This is a genomic window from Phenylobacterium immobile (ATCC 35973) (assembly GCF_001375595.1).
In the GTDB taxonomy this organism is placed as follows: domain Bacteria; phylum Pseudomonadota; class Alphaproteobacteria; order Caulobacterales; family Caulobacteraceae; genus Phenylobacterium; species Phenylobacterium immobile.
Map to the genome: position 1 here is coordinate 2,376,012 of NZ_CVJQ01000001.1, position 20,942 is coordinate 2,396,953.

The following is a 20,942-nucleotide window of genomic DNA, read 5'->3' on the forward strand; positions in this document are numbered from 1 at the left end:
GGCCTATTCTCCGGTCTTGAGGGCTGCAGCCAAGTCCAACCGGTCAATCTGGCCGCGCACCATCAGGCTCGAAACCGCGGTGATGGCGAGCACCAGGGCGGCCGTGACCCCAAAGGTCGCCGGGGAAACTGCGAAAGGGAGCCGAAACAGGTCCGAACTCATCGCACGCGACAGGTACCAGGCGAGCAGCGCGCCCGCCCCTGCGCCCAGGGGCAGGGCCAGCAGCGTCAGGAAGGCGACTTCGCCGAGCAGGATGTAGGAGACGTCCGCGCGAGAGAACCCGAGCACCCGTAGAGAGGCCAGTTCCCGCTGTCGTTCGGCGAACGAGATGCGCAGGCTGTTGTAGACGACCCCGATGGCGATCAGGCTCGCAAAGCCGAATAGGATGAGGATGGATCGGCCGAGGTTTTCGTCGACCATGGCGGCCAGGCGCCTGACCGCCTCCGCCTGCAGCCCCACGCCGGAGATGGCGGGAGCCTCCTTCAGGCGGGCATAGAGCTCCTCGGTCTCCGCTGCATCGACCGTGAGCCATGCCCCCGAGACCTGGCCGCCTTCGCCCAGCGCCCGGTTCAACTCCTCGATACGCATGCGCGCGCCGGAACCGACATAACTCGTGGTGACCGCCGAGACGGGGAGAACTAGCAAGGGGCGCCGGCCCGAAGTGACCTGCGCCTCGACGGTGTCGCCCGGCTCGACGTCGAGCTTGGCGGCCAAGTCTGCCGACAGGACCAGGCCGCCAGGGTGGGGCGACACCGGCCGGTCATCGGCATCGACCATCCTCGACAGGGCGCCGTCGAGCGGCGCGCCCGTAATCACCGCGCGTTCCTCGCGCGCGCCATTGCGGAGGCGGACGGGGACCACGCGGAAGGGCTCCGCCGTCAACACGCCGGCCTCGCCAGCGAGCGCGAACAGGGCGGCGCGCGGTCGAGGCTCGACGAAACTCACCGCCACGTCGTACGGGTTTGAGGCGTCGAAACTCGAGTCGATCATGACCTTGACGCCGTCCATCATCGACAGGGTGCCAATCAGGAGGGCGCCGGAGGCTACGATCCCGGCCACCGTCAGCGCCGCGCGCCCCGGCCAGCGGATGATCTGGCGCAGGATCATGCGCGACTGTTGATCGAGGAACCTGAGCCGGGTGATCCAGGAGCCCACGGCCTTCGAGTAGTCTGGGGGCGCCGAAGGCGTCATGGCTTCTGCCGGATTCAGCGCCGCGGCTCGCCGAACCGCGAGGGCGGCGCCGCCCATCACCGTCACCACTGCGACCCCGATGACGATCGCGTAGTCGGCCGGATTCGCCTCGAACAGCAGGAAGGGAAAGCGGTAGTATCGAATGTAGAGCTCGGCCGTCGCCTGACCGAGCCAGATCCCCGCCGCGCCGCCGATCAAAACGCCCGCCGCCACGATCGCGGCGACGAGCTTGAGGTAGTGGCCGATGATCTGGGAGTCGCGATAGCCGAACGCCTTCAACAGACCAATGCTGCCCCGCTGGACCGCGATCAGCCGCGAAACCACGACATTGACCAGGAACGCCGCCACGAGCAGGAAGACCGGGGGCAGGACCCGGCCCATCGTCGCCAACTGGTCGATCTCGCTGGACAGGAACGCGTCCGAAATCTGGTCGGCGCGAGCGTAGGCGCCGGGCGCTCCATAGGGCTCCAGAAGCCTATCCAGGCGGGCGATCACCGCCGGCGACGACGCGCCGCGGGACAGCCGCACGACCGCCTCGTTGAAGGCCTCATCCTGATTGACCGCCTGCGCCAGCGCGCTGCGCCGCATCCACAGCACCCCGAACATGCGGTCGTCGGGCACGAACTGGCCGGGCCCGATGGCGTAGACATGTTCCGGCGACAGGACGACGCCCACGACCTGGAGCTTTCTTCGACCGCCTCGCAAGGTCGCCGGGACAGCGTCGCCGATCTGCAGCCCGTGGGCGTCGGCAAAGGCCTGCAGGACCACGGCCTCGTCGCGCCGGCCCAGGTCGGGAAGGCGACCGCGCAGCAAATGAAGGCGATTGACCGCGGGCTCGCCCACGTCCGGCAGCGACAGAACCTCACCGGTCGCCGGGGCGCTCATGCCTTCCATTGCGAAAAGCGCCGGCATCCGAATGCGAGTCTCCGCGGCCTGGACGCCGTCGATGGCCATGATGTCGGCGATCAGGCGCTCTGGAGCGCGCACTGTCGGGGCCCAGATGTCGGCGAACTGATAGCGCTCGTAGTAGGCTTGGCGGGTTCCCTGCAGGGAACTCAGCATCCCCGCCGACAGAAGATGGACCGCGACGCCGCCTGCGATGACGAAGGCGATCGCGAGGGCCTGGGCCTTCATGCGCCACAGATCACGGACCAGCTTGCGGTCGAGCGAGCCCATCCAGTTCGGCATGGCGCTCACCAGGAAATGTCCCGGGGCTGGCGCCTGTCCCGATTCTCGCGGACCTCGCGCACCTGACCGTCGGCGAACAGCACGACGCGGTCGGCGATCGCCGCGATCGCGGCATTGTGGGTGATCAGCAGGGTCGTGGCGCGCAGGGTGTCGTTGACGGTCTTCAGCGCCTCCAGCACCCGCACGCCCGTCGCGGAATCCAGGGCGCCTGTCGGCTCGTCGCAAAGCAATACGGACGGCTGCTTGGCGACGGCGCGCGCGATGGCGACGCGCTGCTGCTCGCCGCCGGACAACTGGGCCGGAAAATGGTCTAGGCGGTTCTCGAGACCGACCATGGCGAGCGCCGTCTCGGGAGTCAGCGGCGCCTCGGCGATCTCGGTCACCAACGCCACGTTCTCGCGCGCGGTCAGGCTGGGCATCAGGTTGTAGAATTGGAAGACGAAGCCGACATGGCGACGGCGATACTCCGTGAGGCGCCGCTCATTCGCGTGACTGATGTCGTCGCCCCGGAACTGGATCTGGCCCGCCGTCGGCGTGTCCAGGCCGCCGAGGATGTTGAGAAACGTCGACTTGCCGCTGCCGGAGGCGCCGAGCACCACCACCATTTCGCCTTCAGGCAGGTCCAGGTCCACCCCGCGCAAGGCGGGCGCCGCCGCCGGCCCTGAGCCATAGACCTTGGTGACCCCTCGGGCGCGGAAGCACAGACCCGGCGCTGTCGGGCCCCCGTCGCTCGGCGCTGGGTCCGGTGGGCGGGTTTGACGCCTAGGCGCCCGGGTATGCTTGCTCAGCAGGGGCATAGGCAGCGGTGATCCGTGTCAGCCAGCCCGCACCCTAGCGGAGGGGGAATCGGAGACCCTGACTTGGATCAAGAGTTGCCGGTTGGAGCTCGTAGGCTTCTCCCGCGAGAGGCTCGCCCACCGCCTAGGGTGTGATGGCCACTTTCAGCACCCCGTCGCGCTGGTGTGAGAAGAGGTCGTAGGCCTCGACGATCTGGTCGAGGCTGAAGCGGTGCGTGACCAGCGGACGGGTGTCCAACCTCCCCGAAGCGATCGTGTCCATCAGCCGCCGCATGCGCTCTTTGCCTCCGGGACACAGCGTCGTCACGATCTTGTGGTCCCCGAGTCCGGCCATGAAGGCGTCAAGCGGGATCCTGAGGTCGCTGGAATAGACGCCGAGCGAAGACAGGGTCCCGCCCGGGCGAAGCACCCGCAGGGCGGCCTCAAAGGTCTCCTGGCGTCCCAGGGCCTCAATCGCCACATCGACCCCGCGGCCGTCCGTCAGCCGCATGATCTCGCCGACAACGTCCCCTTTCGTGAAGTCCACGATGTGGTCGGCGCCCATCCGGCGGGAGATGGCCATCCGCTCGGGCACGGATTCCACGCCGATGATGGTGGTGGCCCCCATCAAGCGCGCGCCGGCCGTGGCGCACAGCCCGATCGGACCCTGGGCGAAGACGGCGACCGTATCGCCGATGCGCACCTGTCCGCTTTCGGCCCCGGAAAACCCCGTCGACATGATGTCGGGGCACATGAGCACCTGCTCGTCGCTCAGTCCGTCCGGGATCAGCGCCAGATTGGTCATGGCGTCCGGGACCAGGAGGTACTCGGCCTGGGCGCCGTCTATCGTGTTGCCGAAGCGCCAGCCGCCCATCGGCTTGAAACCATGCTTGGTGCCGGCGCCGTCCTGGGAGTGATAGCCGCACAGGCAGGCGGCGCTATGACCGCTCGGGGTAATGGCGCCCGCGATCACCCGCTGCCCCTCTGTGTAGCCTGCACCGCGGACCCAAGCTTCTCGATGACACCGACCGGCTCATGGCCGATCGTCAGCCCCCGCGCCACCGGGTATTCGCCCTTCAGGATGTGGACATCCGTTCCGCAGATGGTGGTGGTGGTCACGCGGATCACGGCGTCGAGCGGCCCGGGCTCCGGGACGGGCTTATCCTCGAGCACGATCCGGTTCGGCTCGACGAACACGGCGGCTTTCATCATCTGAACCACGGTTCTTTTCCTCTGATGCAAGTTGAGCGGCCGCCGCGGCGCGGCGTCATTTCAGGGCGTGTGAATTCCCTCGGCGGCCACGTCGGTCGCTTCGGCTAAATCGGCTTCCGGCGATGACGCCCACGCTGGTCCAGCCGCCGCTGAGGGCGCCGGTCGCTAGCGCTGCCAGGAGCAGGTCACGCTGCGGCAGGGCGACATCGAAGAGGGTCGCGATGGCAGGGACGGTGAGAACCAAGGTCATCACGACCGCCACGGCGGCCACGATGATCCAATAGGTGCGGCGATGTGGGGCGAATAGCCGGCCCGATGACGCCGAGTCGGTCAGGGCGAGGACGAGGTTGCCGACCACCAGGGCGAGGAAAGCGGCGCCCCGGGCCGCGTCCTCTGCACCCGGGAAGGCGCTTAGCGCCCACCAGTACAGACCAAGGACACCCACCAGCACACCAGCGCCCTGCACGAGCGCCACAAGAATCTGCGTGGGCCCGAACAGCGCCTCCTCGGGACGCCGTGGAGGGCGCTTCATGGCGTCCGCTTCGCTCGGCTCCGCCTCGAACACCAGCGAGCAGGTCGGATCGATGACGAGTTCGAGCAGCACCACATGCATGGGGAACAGCAGGGGCGGCAATCCCAGTAGGATGGGACTGAGCGCGAGCCCGGCGATCGGGACGTGGATCGCTGTGATGTAGGTCAGGGCGCGTCGCAGATTGGAGAAGATGCGGCGGCCAAGCCGCACGCCGCCGACGATCGAGGCGAAGCTGTCATCCAGCAGGACCAGGTCGGCGGCTTCCCGGGCCACGTCGGTCCCCTTCCTGCCCATGGCCACGCCGATATGCGCAGCCTCAAGCGCAGGCGCGTCGTTGACGCCATCGCCCGTCATCGCCACCACTTCGCCGTCGGCCTTCAGGGCCTCGACGATGCGGAGTTTCTGCTCAGGGGTGATGCGCGCAAAGACCCGAACGCGCTTGAGCCTCTCGCAGAGCACCTCGAAGGAAAGAGACGCGACTTCCGTGCCCGTCAGCACGCCGGCCTCGGTATCGATTCCGGCTGCGCGGGCGATGGCCAGGGCCGTCGCCGGATGGTCGCCGGTGATCATCATCACCTTGATGCCGGCGCCCCGCGCCTCGTTCAGCGCCGCTGGGACCTCTGGCCGCAGCGGATCGAGAAATCCCACCAGCCCAGCGAACTCGAAGGCGACGTCCTGAGGGTCGGCGAACGCCTGCGTCGGTCGCGTAAACGCAACGCCTAGGACCCGCAGGCCGTCACGCGCATAGGACTCGATGATCCCTTGAAGGCGCGCCACCTCGGCGTCGGGCAGTCTGCACAGCCGGAAAATGGCTTCCGGCGCGCCCTTCGCGGCGGCGAGGCAAACCTCACCGGGTAATCGCCAGAGCTGGACGACGGCCAGCAGTTCCGGACGCAGGGGCCAAGTCCGCTCGGGCTCCTGTTCACCCTGCTGCTCTCCCGCGCCGGAGAGGTCCAAGGCCCGGACGGCCTTATCCATTGGGTCGACCGGGCGGACCGCAGAGGCAAGAGACGCATAGCGAAGAAGGTCGGCCGCTGCGCCGCTGGGCGCGCCGCTGGCGAGCGCGAATTCCCCGGCGGCCGTCCAGACCCGAGCGACCTGCATCCGGTTTTCGGTGAGGGTTCCGGTCTTGTCGACGCACAGGACCGTTGCGCCGCCGAGGGTCTCGATGACCGCGCTGCGGCGGGCGAGGACCTGATGATTGGCGAGCCGCCAGGCGCCCAGCGCCAGGAACACCGCCAACACCATCGGAAATTCTTCTGGAATGAGCGATATCGCCACGGTGACGCCCGCCAGCGCTCCGCCGATCCAATCGTCGCGCAAGAATCCATAGGCCATGGCGACAAGTCCGCAGAAGACGAGCGCCAGCAGACCCAGCAGCGCCACCAGACGTCCCGCAGTCTTCTGCAACGGCGTGGGCTCATGGCTGATCGCCGCCAGCGAACTGCCAATGCGTCCCAGGGCCGAGGCCGCTCCGGTGCGGCTCACGGCCACGACGCCTTGGCCGCGGACCACCAGCGTGCCACCGAACAAGAACGGCCCGGCCTCCGCGCCTGGAGCCGGCTCGACGGTGAGGTCCGGAACGCCGACCGCAGGTTGCTTGGTGACGGGCGCCGACTCGCCGGTGAGAGCGGATTCGTCGACGCTGAGCACGTCGCCGGCCATAAGGACGCCATCGGCGGGAAGCCTCTCCCCCTCACCAATCAACAGGATGTCGTCGGGCACCAGATCGCGGGCCGCAATCCGCGTTTCGACGCCGTTTCGCAGCACCCGCGCATGCGGCTGCGCCAGCTCGCGCAACGCGGCGAGCGCCCGCTCGCTCCGAGCCTCCTGGAAGATCACCAAGCCGATCGAGGCCGCGGCCCCGGCCACCAGAAACAGGCCCTCGGCGAGATCGCCAATGAATAGATAGAGCACCGCGGCCCCTATCAGGAGCAGAAACATCGGCTCGCGCAGGGTCTCCATGATGATTTGGCCGAGCGTGCGAGCGCCGCCGGCGGGCATCTCGTTGGGCCCGACGGCCTCGAAGCGCTGCGCCGCCTCGGCCGTTGTCAATCCGGCGATGCGCTGGATCTGCATGCCAGAAGACCTCGATTTAATGAGACAGGAACAGCGGCGTCTTGGGATCGTGCGGCACGTGTTCCGTCGCCCCCCCCGAGAATGAACTCCCGGACGCGTGATCGACCGTAGGCCCCCATCACCAGCAGATCGGAACCGCATTCGGTCACATAGTCGTCAAGCACCTCGCCGATCCGGCGGCCGGAGGCGATAGCCGCGGTAAACCTGGCCGCTTGTTCGATCGCCTCGGTTGAGGTCGCCTCGGTTGAGGTCGCCTCGGGATAGCTGTCGATCTGCAGCACTACGTCGCGGATGGGCATGACTTCGGTCCTCTTCGAACATGGACCATCATAGCTCCCGGCGAGGTCTGCTTTGACGCAAGTCAGGTCATGATGGCGCGACTCTGCGCGCCGGGCGCTGTTCCGACAAGTCGGGGGTTCAGCTTCAGCGTCTAATTGCGCCCTGTCCTGGCAAGGCGTCAGCGATCAGGCGCGCCACGCTGATGGCGTTCGACTGCGCGCGGCGCGTCGGTTGATACGACGCGCGTGACCGCTTCAGCCGGTCTTTGGAGGCATCGCCACGCTCGCCGCCCTTTCCACGACGGTGAGGCGGAAGGCGAGAGCTAAGCCTTGCGAGTTCGAACCCACAGCATCCGCTGAAGGGTCCCGTCCCGATCGACAACCAAGTGCTTCAGCGCCCCCGCGACGTGCAAGGCGATGAGCGGCCAGAAGAGCTTGGAGACCGCGCCATGGACCTTCTCGGCGATCTCGTGCAGCGCCGGTGCAGGGACCGGAAACGGTGACGGCATGGCGAACAGGTCGAACACCTCGATCGGCCGCCCCGTTGACCAGACCGAGAGTGGCCCGGTGACCAGGAGCACCGCGATCATGATCAGGAACAACACCTGCACCGCGGCAGCCGCTATCCGAAACAGCCGCCTGGCTTCCAGAGGCGAAGGCTTGGGCTGCGAAGCGCTCCACAACAAGCGGGCGGCCAGAAAGGTGAAAAGCAGAACGCCGACCGAGACGTGAAGATTTTGGGCCGCGATCTTGGCGGCGCGATCAGGCGCCTCCTCCATGCGTTCGCCGAGGAAATAGAGTGCGATCACCCCGACCGCACTGATCCAGTGCAGCGTAATGGCGCCCCAGCCGTATGCCTGACGGGTGTTGCTGAAGCTCATTCGGGTATGTTCGACCTAATCGCAGACCTTCGCCTTGATCGATCGCAATTCGGCTAGGTTTGGTCACCTCTCGTGAGGCCGCCCTCGCCGGCCAGGCAGCCGCCGTCCCGTCCTGAAGGGTCGGCTCACTCGCCGCGCAAAAGTGCGTTCAGGCGGTAGGCTGCGGCGACGGCTCCCCCCCGCGCGACGACGCCCGCGCTCTGCGCGGCCAGCGCCTCGCGTTCGGCGTCGAGCAAGTCGAGGGTCGGCTTTTGTCCGACCCGGACTTCGTGGCGCACGCTGTCGAGCGCGCTGGCCGCCGCAGCGCCCTGGTCGTCGGCGGCGGCCACAAGCGCACGGGAGGTTTGCACATCTTCCCAGGCGCCCGTGACGGCCTCGCGGACCCGGGCGCGGGCGCTATCGACCCCTGACTGAGCGCCACGCGCGCCGGCGCGGGCCTCGTTGATCTTGCCGTTGATCAGGCCGCCGGCGAAGAGGGTCCAGTGACCCTGGACGCCGACCGTCACGCCGTCGGCACGATAGCCAGGGAAGAACTGATCGCGCGCGCTGCTGGCCGTTGCGGTCAAGGCGAGGCTCGGAAGCCGATCGGCTTGGGCGTAGCGCACGCCCGCGTCGGCGGCGCGCGCCTGGGCCTGGGCGGCGACAAGCGCCGGGCTGGTCCGCAGGGCCGTGGCCATGGCGGCGTCGAGGGACCTCGGAATGGGTGGCGGCGCAGGGAGGGATTCCAGATTGTCCGGCTCCACCCCGAAGACGGTGACAAAGTGCGCGCGGGTGCGGGCGACATCGCCGCTGGCCCGGGCAAGACCGGCGCGGGCCTCGGCCAGTCGGGCCTGCGCTTGAGCCAGATCGGTGCGAGGGGTCTCGCCGCCCTTGAAGCGTAATTGGGCCTGGTCTGCGATCTCGCGCATCTGTCGGACCTGGGCTTCGTTCAAGGCCAGGATCTCCCGCGCGGCGAGGACGGCGACATAGGCTTCCGCCGCCTGGGCCGCGAGCAGCGCCTTGGCGCCGCCAGCCTGGGCGATGGCGGCGTCCCGTCCCTGGCGGGCGCGATCGATGGCGGCGCTGACCGCCCCGCCGGTGAACAGCGGCTGGCGCAGTTCCAGGGCGGCGACACGCGGCGAAACGTCGGCGCGGCCGAAGCCGAAGAAGCCGCCGAGATCCGTCGTCCCCTGCCCGGCCTGACCCGAGAGGGTCAGGGCCGGCAGTCTCCCGGCCTGGGCCTGGGCCAGGCGCGCCTCGGCTGCGTCCGTCTGCGCCGCGGATTGGGCGAGCGCGGGATTGGAGCGTTGAGCCAGCGCGATCGCTTCCTCCAGCGTCAGGGCGAAGGCGCTCTGCGGCGCGGCCAAGGCCGCCGCCAGACCGAGGGCCAGCAGCGCGCGGATTGAGCTCAACGGAATGCGACTCCCGGCTTGATCCCGAGCTTCTTGAAGATCTTGGCCGCCGGGCAGAAGCCGGTGAAGGCGGCCTGGATCATGTTGAGCCCGGCGAAGACGGTCAGAGCGATCCACAAGGGATTGACGTAGTGGGCGAGCGCAACGCCCAGCAGCACGACGCAGCCGGCAAAGACCAGAACCATACGATCGACAGTCATGATCAACTTCCTTGTGACGCCCTGGCATGAGCCTGGGTGAGTGCCTGGCGCGTCCAGGCGACGATTTGTTGGGTGCTCATTAAGCCGGCCGTCCGCGCGATCTCCTGGCCGTCACGGAAGAGCAGGAGGGCCGGGATGCCAGAGATCCTCAGCTCGGCCGACGCTTGGGGATCGGCTTCGGAGTCGAGCTTCAGAAGCCGGACATCGGGCTCGAGCATCTGGGCTGCGGCGGCGAAATTCGGCGCCATGGCGCGGCAAGGGCCGCACCACGCCGCCCAGACATCGACCAGCACCGCCGCACCCTTGGTGGATGCGCGATGCACGGCCAAAGACTTGGCGTCGACTGCCGCCGGATGGCCGTTGAACAGGGGCTCGCCGCAGCGGCCACACTTGGCCGAGAGCGGGTCCTTGGCGTCCGGCGCTCGATTGACGGCGCCGCAGGCCGGGCAGACGAACTGGCGCATGGCTCAGCCCTTGATCTTCCGCAGGCCCATCACTTCCAAGGCCAGCTTCTCGTAGAAGGGCTCGCTCACGCCGCTCTTGATCTTGCCGATGAAGTATTTCTCGAACCCGACCTTGGCCAGGTGGACCCAGCCGCCGCTGGCCGACCAGTTGACGTTGCGCGGCGGGATCTGCGGCTGGGCGATGAAGGCCACGCCGCCGTCGCCAAAATCGGCCAGGCAGAAGGCGTTCCAGGTCGCTTCGTGGGTCGGATCCTTGCCGTCGATGATCTCAGCCATGTTGTGGGCGATGGCCGTGACCATGCTCTCGATCATGAAGCCGGTCTTGGGTACGCCGACCGGGACGGGCGTCTTGCCGGTGGGGGCGATGGCGACGCAGACGCCGAGGCCAAAGACGTTCGGGAAGGTTGGATTGCGCTGGTGCTTGTCGATGACGATGAAGCCGCGCGGATTGGTCAGGCCTTCGATCCCACGGACGGCGGCGACGCCGCGGAACGCCGGCAGCATCATCGAATAGGCGAAAGGCAGATCGTGGGTCTGCTTTACCGAACCGTCGTCGGCGATCTCCTCGACGTGCATAACACCCGCTTCGACAGATGCGACCTTGGCGTTGGTCACCCACTTGATGTGGCGCTCGCGCATCTCGCTCTCGAGCAGACCCTTGGTGTCGCCCACGCCGTCGAGCCCGAGGTGCCCGACATAAGGCTCCGAAGTGATGAAGGTCATCGGGACCTTGTCGCGGATTTTCCGGCGCCGCAGTTCCGTGTCGAGGATCATCGCGAACTCGTAGGCCGGGCCGAAGCACGAGGCGCCCTGCACGGCGCCGACGACGATCGGACCGGGGTTCTCGACAAACTTGTCGAAGGCGGCGGCCGCAGTCTCGGCGTGATCGACGTGGCAGACCGATTGGGTGAAACCGCCATGCGGCCCGAGGCCCGGGATTTCGTCGAAGGCTAGGTCAGGGCCGGTGGCGATGACCAGGTAATCGTAGTCGATGGTCGTGCCGTCGTTGAGGTCCAGCTGGCTCTTGGCGGGTGAGACCGTCTTGGCGCCGACGCCGGTGAAGGCGACCCCTCGCTTCTTGAACACCGGCGGCAGCTTGACCTCGATGGCGTCGCGCTTGCGCCAGTGAACCGCGACCCAAGGGTTGGACGGGACGAAGTGGAAGGTGTCGCCTTGCGACACCACGCTCACTTCCGCCTTGTCGCCGACGGCGTCCTTGATTTCGAAGGCGGCGATGGCGCCGCCCAGTCCGGCTCCCAGGATGACAATGCGGGGCTTGGCCATAGTCCGTCTCCTCCAGTAGCCGGCTTTCGCCAGCGGCGAATGTCCGCCCCTTTTTCCAGAGGCGCTTTGATGCGGATCACGGCCGGGCCGGGTTCGCGGCCTTAAGAGTGAAGCTCATCCTGCTTGACCCAATATTGTAAACCGCGCATATGCGCAACTATGAAAGTAGATGCCGCCGCCATGATGCCTTCCGCCGGTGACGCCTGCGCCCTTCTGAAGGCGCTGGCGAACCCGCATCGGCTGATGATCGTCTGCACCCTGATCGACGGTGAGCAGTCGGTGGGCGCGCTCGCCCAGATGCTTGGCGTGCGCGAAACCCTGGCCTCGCAGCACCTGGGCCTGTTGCGCCGCGACGGCGTCGTCGCCGCACGACGCGACGGCCAGACCATCTACTACGGCCTGCAAAGCGGTCAGGCCCGCGCCCTGATCGAGACCCTGTCCCGCTTGTTCTGCGCGATTCCCGACCGCGCCCACCCTTAAGGAGCTTCCCCCATGTTCGGCGCCCCCAAGACCAAGGACCTTACCCCGCAACAGGTGAAGGCTGCCCTCGACGCCCGTGAAATCCTACTGATTGACGTGCGCGAACCGGACGAATTCGCCGCCGAGAAGATCGCCGGGGCGCTCAACATTCCCCTGTCGACCTTCGATCCGGCCGCCCTGCCCGCCGCGGCGGGTAAAGCGGTTGTCCTGCAGTGCGCCGGCGGCAAGCGATCGGCCATGGCCATCGACAGGTGCCGCAAGGCCAATCAGGCCGTTGAGATGCATCTGGCCGGCGGGCTCGCGGCCTGGAAGGCCGCCGGACTGCCGACAGTCACCGGCTAACCGACAGTATCAAGCGCAAACCGGGAGGGCGAACCATGGCGTCACGGCCGTATCTGATCAGCGCCCTGGGCGCGGCGCTACTGCTGGGGGCCTGCGGGGAGGCGAAGCCCCCGGCCCCTACCCAGCAGACCGCGCCGGCGGCTGGACGCCTGACGGTCCAAAACCAGACGATCGCCGAGCTGAAGCCCGTCCCGGCGACGCTCACCACCCGCGACATGGCCGAGGCCCGCGCGCGGATTTCCGGCGTGCTGGTCAGCCTCGCCGTAAAGGAAGGCGACATGGTCCATCAGGGCCAGGTCATCGGCCGTGTGAAGGACGACCGCCTCGCCCTGCAGACTGGGGCCTTCGACGCCCAGGTCACGGCCGCGGCGGCTGAAGCTGCTCGCGCCAACGCCGACCTGTCGCGCACCCGCGATCTTTTCTCCCACGGGGTCTATGCCCAAGCCCGCCTCGACCAGGTCGAGGCCCAGGCCAAGGCCGCCAACGCCAATCTCGGGGCGACCCGCGCCCAGCGCGGCGCCAGCGCCGAGCTTGGCGCCCAGGGGGCGATTCTGGCGCCCGCCGCCGGCCGCGTTCTGACCGCCGACGTGCCGGTTGGCTCCGTGGTGATGCCGGGCCAGGCCCTGGCCCAGATCACCGCCGGGCCAATGGTTGTGCGTATCGAATTGCCCGAAGGCCAGGCACGCGCGCTGAAGGCTGGCGATGTCGTCCAACTGGCGGCCGAGGACCTGCGCGGCCTAGCCGCACAAGGGACGATCACCCAGGTCTATCCGTCCGTGACCGGCGGCCAGGTCACCGCCGACGTCTCCGCGCCCGGCCTGCCGCAGGACCTGATCGGCCGGCGCGTGCGCGCCCAGATCAAGGTCGGGTCTCGCCCCGCCCTCATCGTGCCGCGTCGCTATATCGTCACCCGGTTCGGCATCGACTACGCGCGGCTCGTCCGCGCGGACAACACGGTCTCCGAGACCCCCGTCCAGACCACGGCCGGCCCTGCCGCGGACACGGTCGAAGTTCTGTCCGGCCTGCGCGTCGGGGACGTTCTTACCCCCGCCGGACCAGCTCGATGAACCTCGGCCTCTCCGGACGACTGACCAAGGCGACGATCCGCTCGCCCCTGACACCGCTGTTCCTACTGGCGGCGATCGCCGTGGGACTGCTAGCCCTGGTCTCGATCCCCCGCGAGGAAGAGCCGCAGATCAGCGTGCCCATGGTCGACATCATGGTCGCGGCGCCGGGCCTACGGGCGCCGGATGCCGTCGAGCTGGTCGGCAAGCCGCTGGAGACGATCGTCAAGAGCGTGACCGGCGTCGAGCACGTTTACACCTTCGCCGACGATAACCAGGTCATGGTCACCGCCCGCTTCGATGTCGGGACGGACCCGGACGCCGCGGCCGTGCGCATTCATGAGAAGATCCGCGCCAACTACGACCGCATTCCGGCGGGCATCGCCGAACCTCTGATCCAGACGCGCGGAATCAATGACGTTCCCAGCCTGGTCTTGACCCTGTCGCCAAAGCCAAGCCCAACCGGGCAGTGGACCGATCAGGCGCTCTACGAGCTTGCGGGCAAACTGCGGACCGAAGTCGCGAAGGTCGACAATGTCGGCCTGACCTTCATCGTCGGCGGCCGGCCTCAAGAAATCCGCGTCGAGCCCGATCCCGCCCGCCTCGCACAGCATGGGGTATCGCTCGGCGCCCTGATGGACACCATCCGCCAGGCCAACCGCACCTTCCCGGCTGGGCAGGTGCGCAACGGCGGCCAAGCCGTCGATATCACCGCCGGGCGGACGCTCGCCAGCGCCACCCAGATCGGCCTCTTGGCGCTGTCTTCCACTAAGGGCGAAAGCGTCTACGTGCGCGACGTCGCCGAGGTGATCGAGGGGCCGCGCGAAGACCAGGCCCGCGCCTGGCGCTATGCCCGCACCAGCCAGGGCTGGAGCGAGGCGCCGGCCGTCAGCCTGGCGATCGCCAAGCGCAAGGGCGCCAACGCCGTCATCGTCTCGCAGGCGGTCCTGGCCCGGGTCGACGCCCTGAAGGGCTCGCTCTTGCCCGACAGCCTGAGCGTGGCGACCACCCGCGACTATGGCGCGACCGCCAATGAGAAGGCCAACGAGCTCTTGTTCCACCTCGGGCTGGCGACGCTCTCCATTGTGGTCCTGATCGGCTTCGCCATCGGCTGGCGAGAAGCGGGCGTCACGGCCGTGGTCATCCCGACCACCATACTGCTGACCCTCTTCGCCTCGAACCTTCTGGGCTACACGATCAACCGGGTCAGTCTCTTCGCCCTGATCTTCTCCATCGGCATCCTGGTCGACGACGCCATCGTCATGATCGAGAACATCGCCCGGCACTGGGCGATGGCCGACGGCCGAAGCCGGATCGATGCGGCGGTCGACGCCGTGGCCGAGGTCGGCAACCCGACCGTGGTCGCCACCCTGACCGTGGTCACCGCCCTGCTGCCGATGCTCTTCGTCTCCGGCCTGATGGGGCCGTACATGGCCCCGATCCCGGTCAACGCCTCGGCGGCCATGGTCTTCTCGTTCTTCGTCGCCGTGGTCATCGCGCCCTGGCTGATGGTTCGCTTCGCCCGCAAGACCTTGTCGGCCGGCGGTGGACATCACGACGAAGGCACGCTCGGCGTGCTCTACCGCAAGGTCGCCACCCGGGTGATCGGCTCGCGAAGGTCCGCCTGGACCTTCCTGATCGGGGTAGGCCTCGCCACGCTGGTGGCCTGCGCCATGTTCGCCACCAAGACCGTGACGGTGAAGCTGCTCCCGTTCGACAACAAGTCAGAGCTGCAGGTTGTACTCGACATGCCGGAAGGGACCTCGCTGGAAGCCACGCAACGCGCGCTTGACGACGCGGCGATCATCACTCGCAGCCTGCCAGAAGTCGTCGCAATCGACGCCTATGCCGGGACCGCCTCGCCGTTCAACTTCAACGGCCTCGTCCGCCATTACTATCTGCGCAACAAGCCGGAGATGGGCGACCTGTCGGTTGCCTTGGCCGAAAAGGGCGAGCGGCATCGTTCCAGCCACGCCATCGCGCTCGATCTGCGCGAGAAGCTGGCCAAGGTCGCCTTGCCGGCCGGCGCGGCGATCAAGGTGGTCGAGGCCCCGCCCGGGCCGCCGGTGATGGCGACCCTTCTGGCCGAGGTCTATGGGCCCGATGCGGCGACCCGCCGCGCCGTCGCCGAGCGGGTGAAGGCCACCTTCCATTCGGTCCCCTACATCGTCGACATCGACGACAGCTACGGCCAACCGCGCCCCGGCCTGCGCCTGGTTCCCGACCGGGACCGGCTGGAGGCCCTGAAGGTCAGCGACCGCGATGTCTACGACTCCGTCGGCGCCGCCCTGGGCGGCCAGGTGGTTGGTTACGCTCATCGCGGCGAAGGCCGCGACCCGCTGGAGATCTCCGTTCGCCTGCCGCAATCGGCGCGCAGCTGGGGCGAAGGTCTGGCCGCCATGCCGGTGGCCGTGTCGCAAGGCCCGGACGGCGGTCGGCTGGTCTCGCTGGGCGAGGTCGCCACGGCCTCCAGCGAACCCGGCTCGACCCACATCTTCCGCCGCGACGGGCGTGACGTGGACATGATCATGGGTGAGCTCGCCGGCGTCTATGAAGCGCCCATCTACGGCATGATGGCGGTGGACAAGGCGCTGCGCGACGGGGATTGGGCAGCAGGTCAGAAACCCGACATCCGCATGCATGGCCAACCGGACGACGAGAGCCGGCCTACGGTTCTGTGGGATGGCGAATGGGAGATCACCTGGGTGACCTTCCGCGACATGGGCGCCGCCTTCGGGGTGGCGATCCTGGGCATCTATGTGCTGGTGGTCGCCCAGTTCAAAAGCTTCCGCCTGCCGCTGGTGATCCTGACCCCGATTCCTCTAACCCTGGTCGGGATCGTCATCGGCCACATCCTGTTCCGCGCGCCGTTCACCGCCACCTCGATGATCGGCTTCATCGCGCTCGCCGGCATCATCGTGCGAAACTCGATCCTGCTCGTGGACTTCATACGACACAGCCAGACCGAGGGCCGCGCCCTGCGCGAGGTTCTGCTGGAGGCCGGCGCGATCCGCTTCAAGCCCATCGTCCTGACCGCAGCCGCCGCAATGATCGGCGCGGCGGTGATTCTGACCGACCCGATCTTCCAGGGCCTGGCGATCTCGCTGCTGTTTGGCTTGGCTTCTTCGACCCTGCTGACCGTCCTGGTCATACCCGCCATCTACATCGTCCTGCGCGATGACGGTCGTCCGCTAACCCCTAAGGAAATCTGACATGAGCATGGAAATCGACATCGGTATTCCGACCGAAAAGCGGACGGCCATCGCCGAGGGCCTGTCGCGGCTGCTGGCCGACACCTACACCCTGTATTTGAAGACCCACAACTACCACTGGAACGTCACCGGTCCGATGTTCCAGACGCTGCACACCATGTTCATGACCCAGTACACAGAGCTGAGCCTGGCGGTGGACGAAGTGGCCGAACGGATTCGAGCCCTCGGCCATCCGGCGCCGGGGAGCTATGCGGCCTTCGCCCGCCTTTCCAGCATCGCCGAGGAAGAGGCCGTGCCGCCGTCGCGGGAGATGATCGCCAATCTGGTCAAGGGCCACGAGGCGGTGACCCGCACGGCCCGCCAGATCTTCCCCGTCGCCGAGTCGGCCAGCGATGAGCCGACCTGCGATCTGTTGACCCAGCGGATGCAGGTGTCTGAAAAGACGGCCTGGATGCTGCGCAGCCTGCTCGATCCAGCTTGATTTGAGGGAACCATGCGACGGCCGAGCGTCGTGGTGATCCCGCATCGACGTCCTTCTGCGCGACGACGGGCGCATCAAGGCGGCGACTGCCTCTGACATCATCAGGAAGGCCGATGACCGCGACGCACGAATGGCCTGACATGGCTGCAAGTCTGAATTCAGGCGCTCAAGCCGCTGCGCGGCGGTGGCCCCGACACCATGACGCCCTTCAGCGGACTGGCGCGCGCCGCGCTGGAGCCCAAGGCGTTCTTGGCCAAGACGAAGGAGCTTATCGCGCTCGGCATTTCGGTCGCCACCCGCTGCGATGGCTGTATCGCCTTTCACGCGGAGGCCGCGGTCAAGCAGGGCGCGACCCGGGACGAGGTGATGGAGACCATGGGCATGGCGATCTACATGGGCGCAGCCCTAGCGTGATGTACGCCGCCCAGGCGCTTGAAGCCTTCGACCAGTTCAGCGCCAGGGACGCCGCAAAATAGGCCAGGGGGCCATCGGCAATCTTACGGGTCGCCGGAACCCTTGATGCTCTGTGCGCATATAATAGGATACGCAGATGTCCAAAGCCCTTGTCCAGTCGCCCTCAGAGGGCTTGTCGGAACTCGAGCACAGCGCCCACGCGGCCGCGCGGATGCTGAAACTCCTGGCTAGCGAACAACGATTGCTGCTGCTCTGTCGTCTGGTGGAGGGCGAGGCGTCTGTCGGTGTCCTGGCCGAGCACGCGAAGCTCACCCAATCGGCCGCGTCGCAACATCTGGCCAAGATGCGGGCCGAGGGCCTGGTGGCCACCCGGCGGGAGGCCCAGACTATCTTCTATCGGCTGGACGATCCGGCCGCCCTGCGGGTGCTCGACACCCTGTGCGACATCTATCGCGGCGAGCTCACGGATCAGAGCAGGAAGGGCAGGCGCTAGGCTCGCTGATCGCCTCGCAGCCCGAGTTGTCTGGTCAGCCCAGCTTCTCAGCGGTTAGCCGCCGCCCTCACTCGTCGTCCTGGCCGTCGTCGCCCAAGTCCACGAGATGAAACTCGTGCCACATGCCGTTGAGGATGCCGAAGGCGACCGCTAGGCCCAGGCCCAGAACCCAGGTGAAATACCACATGCGCGTCGCTCCTTAGTAGAGGTCGGGATTGGTGGTCAGCGCGCCGACCGATGAGCGGCCGAACATCACCTTGTAGGCCCAGGCGGTGTAGGCGAGCACGATCGGCAGGAAGATCACGGTGACTACGAGCATGATGAACAGCGTCATGTGGCTGGACGAGGCGTTCCACACCGTAAGGCTCGACTTGGGGTCGATGCTGCTCGGCAGGATGAACGGGAACATCGACAGGCCGACAGTGGCGATGATGCCCAGCGCCGACAGCGACGAGCCTGCAAAAGCCGGAACCTCCTTGCCAGCCCGGATGCCGACCAGGGCCAGCACGGCGCCAGCGAAGCCCAGCACCGGCGCGATCCACATCCAGGGATAGCTGGCGAAGTTGGTCAGCCAGCCGCCTGGTGCGGCGAGACTCGCCGCGCGCAACGGATTGGAGGGGCCGGACGGGTCGATGACGCCATCGATCCGGAAGCCCAGTCCGCCAAAGGCGACGAAGGCGTAACCGACGGCGAAAAGGACGATGGCGGCGAGCGCTGCGATCTGGCCGAAGGTCCTGGCCCGGTCGCGGACGGCGCCGTGCTCGGCCTTGATGGTCAGCCAGGCCGCGCCATGGGTGACGAGCATGGCGACCGACAGCAGGCCGCAGACCAGGGTGAAGGGGGTGAAGAGGCCAAAGAACGTGCCGGTGTAGGTGGCGCGCAGGTCGCTATCGAGATGGAAGGGGATGCCCCGCAGCACGTTGCCGACTGCGACCCCGAACACCAGGGTCGGGGCGAAGCCGCCCACGAACAGCGCCCAGTCCCAGGCCGAGCGCCAGGTCTTCGACGGACGCTTGGAGCGATATTTGAAGCCAACAGGGCGCAGGATCAGCGAGGCCAGGACGGCGAACATCGCCAAGTAAAAGCCCGAGAAACTGACGGCGTAGACGAACGGCCAGGCCGCGAAGATCGCGCCGCCACCCAGGATGAACCACACCTGGTTGCCTTCCCAGGTCGCACTGATGGTGTTGATCACCATCCGCCGCTCGCCGTCATTGCGGGCGACAAAGGGCAGCAGCGCGGCCACGCCAAGGTCGAACCCGTCGGTCAGGGCGAACCCGATCAGTAGGACGCCCATCAGGCCCCACCAGATGACCCGCAGCGTCTCGTAGTCGAGAGGGATTTGCATGGTCAGGATCCTTATTCGGCCGGGGCCAAGCGGATCGGGGCCGCCTCGGCGTAGTTCGGCTGGTCGTGGTGGGCGTAGGGGCCTCGCTTGATGGTGCGAACGATCAGCCCGACCTCGACGACGGCCAAGGTCCCGTAGAGCAGGGTGAAGCCGATGATGGTCGTCCAGAGCTGGCCGACCGTCAGGCTGGAGACGCCCAGGAAGGTCGGCAGCACGCCTTCAACCGCCCAGGGTTGGCGGCCGATCTCGGCAAGAACCCAGCCGGACTCGGCGGCGATCCACGGCAGAGGCATTATCGCGACCGCCGTCCAGAGCATCCACTTAGTGTCGAACCTTCGCAGGGTGACGAGGATGAAGGCGGCGGCGAAGACAGCAACCTGCAGGAAGCCGATGCCGGCCATGATGCGGAACGCCCAGAACATCACCGGCACATTGGGCACGGTGTCCCAGGCGGCCTTCTGGATGGTCGCCTTGTCGGCGGTGCGCGGGTCGGCGACGTAGCGCTTGAGCAGTAATCCATAGCCGAGGTCGCGGCGATTGAGCTCGAAGTCCGCGCGGGCCTCTATATCTCTGGGATTGGCCTTGAGCCGCTCCAGGGCGTCATAGGCCTTCACCCCGCTCTCGACCCGTGTCTCCGCCACCGCCACCAGGGGCAGGATGCCGGCGACGGGCTTATCGAGGCTGCGGGTGGAGATCAGCCCCAGGACGTAGGGGATCTTGATCTCGGCATGGGTGGTGCGGCCCTTCAGATCAGGGATGCCGAAGGCCGTCAGTCCGGCCGGCGCGGGCTCGGTCTCCCACATGGCCTCAAGCGAGGCGAGCTTCATTTTCTGGTTGTCGGTCAGGGCATAACCGCTCTCGTCGCCGAGCACGACGACTGAAAGGGAGGCCGCCAGGCCGAACGAGGCGGCGACCGCGAAGGATCGCTTGGCCACGCGCGGCCACTTGTTGCTCAGCAGCATGACCGCCGAGACCCCAAGCACAAAGACAGAGGCAATGGTGTAGCCGGCGGCGACCGTGTGGACGAACTTGGCCTGGGCGACGGGATTGAACAGCACGTCGCGGAAACTGGTCACCTCCATGCGCATCGTGTCCGGGTTGAAGGCCGCCCCGACCGGATTCTGCATCCAACCGTTGGCGATCAGGATCCACAGGGCCGAGAGGTTGGAGCCCAGCGCCACCATGAAGGTGACGAAGAGATGCCCCTGCTTGGACAGCTTCTCCCAGCCGAAGAACATCAGGCCGACAAAGGTGGCTTCCAGGAAGAAGGCCATCAGGCCCTCGATGGCCAGCGGCGCGCCGAAGATGTCGCCGACGTAGTGCGAGTAGTAGGACCAGTTGGTCCCGAACTCGAACTCCATGGTCAGGCCGGTGGCGACGCCGAGCACGAAGTTGATGCCAAAGATTGTCGCCCAGAACCGGGTAATCGTCCGCCAGATCGGGCGACCGGTCATGACATAGATGCTCTCCATGATGACCAGCAGAAACGAAAGACCGAGCGTCAGCGGCACGAACAGGAAATGGTACATGGCCGTCAGGGCGAATTGCAGCCTGGAGAGTTCTACGACATCCATGGACTCGACCCGTGTTCCCAGTTCGCCGCAATCAACACCCAATGCGACCGCGTTGCAA

The 20,942-nt window shown here is 67.2% G+C and carries 21 protein-coding genes; 7 read left to right on the forward strand and 14 right to left on the reverse strand.

Annotation, left to right across the window (positions count from 1 at the left end):
• Positions 1-3 precede the first annotated feature (3 nt).
• The 11 genes from BN1313_RS11695 to BN1313_RS11740 all read right to left on the reverse strand — a co-directional run bounded on the left by BN1313_RS11695 (position 4) and on the right by BN1313_RS11740 (position 11,476).
• Positions 4-2,379, reverse strand: coding sequence for an ABC transporter permease (locus tag BN1313_RS11695; protein ID WP_091740713.1), 2,376 nt, complete (start codon positions 2,377-2,379; stop codon positions 4-6).
• Positions 2,380-2,384: 5 nt separating this feature from the next.
• Positions 2,385-3,176: an ABC transporter ATP-binding protein gene (locus BN1313_RS11700; RefSeq protein ID WP_091740716.1), complete on the reverse strand. Its 792-nt coding sequence runs from the start codon at positions 3,174-3,176 to the stop codon at positions 2,385-2,387.
• A 124-nt stretch (positions 3,177-3,300) separates the two neighbouring features.
• Positions 3,301-4,128 carry a zinc-binding dehydrogenase gene (locus BN1313_RS11705; RefSeq protein WP_218054356.1) on the reverse strand — a complete coding sequence of 276 codons (828 nt, stop codon included), beginning with the start codon at positions 4,126-4,128 and terminating at the stop codon, positions 3,301-3,303.
• Positions 4,125-4,367, reverse strand: coding sequence for an alcohol dehydrogenase catalytic domain-containing protein (locus BN1313_RS16760; RefSeq protein WP_245620236.1), 243 nt, complete (start codon positions 4,365-4,367; stop codon positions 4,125-4,127). The genes BN1313_RS11705 and BN1313_RS16760 overlap by 4 nt, the downstream gene beginning before the upstream one ends.
• A 55-nt stretch (positions 4,368-4,422) precedes the next feature.
• Positions 4,423-6,978 (reverse strand): cation-translocating P-type ATPase, encoded by a 2,556-nt coding sequence (locus tag BN1313_RS11710; protein WP_091740719.1) that lies wholly within the window; start codon positions 6,976-6,978, stop codon positions 4,423-4,425.
• Entirely contained in the window at positions 6,951-7,277 is a 327-nt protein-coding gene (locus BN1313_RS11715; protein WP_091740722.1) for a universal stress protein, read from the reverse strand. Before BN1313_RS11715 ends, BN1313_RS11710 begins: the two co-directional genes overlap by 28 nt.
• Positions 7,278-7,579: 302 nt before the next feature.
• Positions 7,580-8,137, reverse strand: coding sequence for a cytochrome b (locus BN1313_RS11720; RefSeq protein ID WP_091740725.1), 558 nt, complete (start codon positions 8,135-8,137; stop codon positions 7,580-7,582).
• Between the two features lie 125 nt (positions 8,138-8,262).
• Positions 8,263-9,528 carry a TolC family outer membrane protein gene (locus BN1313_RS11725; RefSeq protein ID WP_245620178.1) on the reverse strand — a complete coding sequence of 422 codons (1,266 nt, stop codon included), beginning with the start codon at positions 9,526-9,528 and terminating at the stop codon, positions 8,263-8,265.
• Positions 9,525-9,728, reverse strand: a complete 204-nt coding sequence (locus BN1313_RS11730; protein WP_091740727.1) for a YgaP family membrane protein — start codon at positions 9,726-9,728, stop codon at positions 9,525-9,527. Before BN1313_RS11730 ends, BN1313_RS11725 begins: the two co-directional genes overlap by 4 nt.
• A 2-nt stretch (positions 9,729-9,730) precedes the next feature.
• Complete coding sequence (locus BN1313_RS11735; protein ID WP_091740730.1) at positions 9,731-10,192, reverse strand: thioredoxin domain-containing protein; 462 nt, start codon at positions 10,190-10,192, stop codon at positions 9,731-9,733.
• A 3-nt stretch (positions 10,193-10,195) separates the two neighbouring features.
• Positions 10,196-11,476, reverse strand: coding sequence for an NAD(P)/FAD-dependent oxidoreductase (locus BN1313_RS11740; protein WP_091740733.1), 1,281 nt, complete (start codon positions 11,474-11,476; stop codon positions 10,196-10,198).
• Between the two features lie 159 nt (positions 11,477-11,635).
• Here BN1313_RS11740 and BN1313_RS11745 point away from each other — a divergent pair, with 159 nt between their 5' ends.
• From BN1313_RS11745 to BN1313_RS11775, 7 genes are all read left to right on the forward strand, one after another.
• A complete protein-coding gene (locus tag BN1313_RS11745) occupies positions 11,636-11,956 on the forward strand; it encodes an ArsR/SmtB family transcription factor (protein ID WP_091740739.1) in 321 nt (106 codons plus the stop codon).
• A gap of 12 nt (positions 11,957-11,968) precedes the next feature.
• The gene (locus tag BN1313_RS11750; protein ID WP_091740744.1) at positions 11,969-12,298 is read left to right on the forward strand and encodes a rhodanese-like domain-containing protein; all 330 of its coding nucleotides are present in this window, start codon (positions 11,969-11,971) and stop codon (positions 12,296-12,298) included.
• A gap of 35 nt (positions 12,299-12,333) precedes the next feature.
• Positions 12,334-13,365, forward strand: coding sequence for an efflux RND transporter periplasmic adaptor subunit (locus BN1313_RS11755; RefSeq protein ID WP_091740747.1), 1,032 nt, complete (start codon positions 12,334-12,336; stop codon positions 13,363-13,365).
• The gene (locus BN1313_RS11760) at positions 13,362-16,574 is read left to right on the forward strand and encodes an efflux RND transporter permease subunit (RefSeq protein ID WP_091740750.1); all 3,213 of its coding nucleotides are present in this window, start codon (positions 13,362-13,364) and stop codon (positions 16,572-16,574) included. Before BN1313_RS11755 ends, BN1313_RS11760 begins: the two co-directional genes overlap by 4 nt.
• Position 16,575: 1 nt before the next feature.
• Entirely contained in the window at positions 16,576-17,055 is a 480-nt protein-coding gene (locus BN1313_RS11765) for a Dps family protein (protein WP_218054358.1), read from the forward strand.
• Between the two features lie 198 nt (positions 17,056-17,253).
• Positions 17,254-17,469 (forward strand): carboxymuconolactone decarboxylase family protein, encoded by a 216-nt coding sequence (locus BN1313_RS11770; protein ID WP_245620179.1) that lies wholly within the window; start codon positions 17,254-17,256, stop codon positions 17,467-17,469.
• 136 nt (positions 17,470-17,605) lie between these two features.
• Entirely contained in the window at positions 17,606-17,962 is a 357-nt protein-coding gene (locus BN1313_RS11775) for an ArsR/SmtB family transcription factor (RefSeq protein WP_091740753.1), read from the forward strand.
• Positions 17,963-18,029: 67 nt separating this feature from the next.
• On the opposite strand, the gene cydX is transcribed toward BN1313_RS11775, so the two are convergent.
• The 3 genes from cydX to BN1313_RS11790 are packed head-to-tail and all read right to left on the reverse strand — an operon-like array spanning position 18,030 to position 20,884.
• Positions 18,030-18,149 (reverse strand): cytochrome bd-I oxidase subunit CydX, encoded by a 120-nt coding sequence (gene cydX, locus BN1313_RS11780; protein ID WP_091740756.1) that lies wholly within the window; start codon positions 18,147-18,149, stop codon positions 18,030-18,032.
• 12 nt (positions 18,150-18,161) lie between these two features.
• Positions 18,162-19,310 carry a cytochrome d ubiquinol oxidase subunit II gene (cydB, locus tag BN1313_RS11785; protein ID WP_091740759.1) on the reverse strand — a complete coding sequence of 383 codons (1,149 nt, stop codon included), beginning with the start codon at positions 19,308-19,310 and terminating at the stop codon, positions 18,162-18,164.
• A gap of 11 nt (positions 19,311-19,321) precedes the next feature.
• A complete protein-coding gene (locus BN1313_RS11790) occupies positions 19,322-20,884 on the reverse strand; it encodes a cytochrome ubiquinol oxidase subunit I (protein WP_091740763.1) in 1,563 nt (520 codons plus the stop codon).
• Positions 20,885-20,942: the final 58 nt, after the last annotated feature.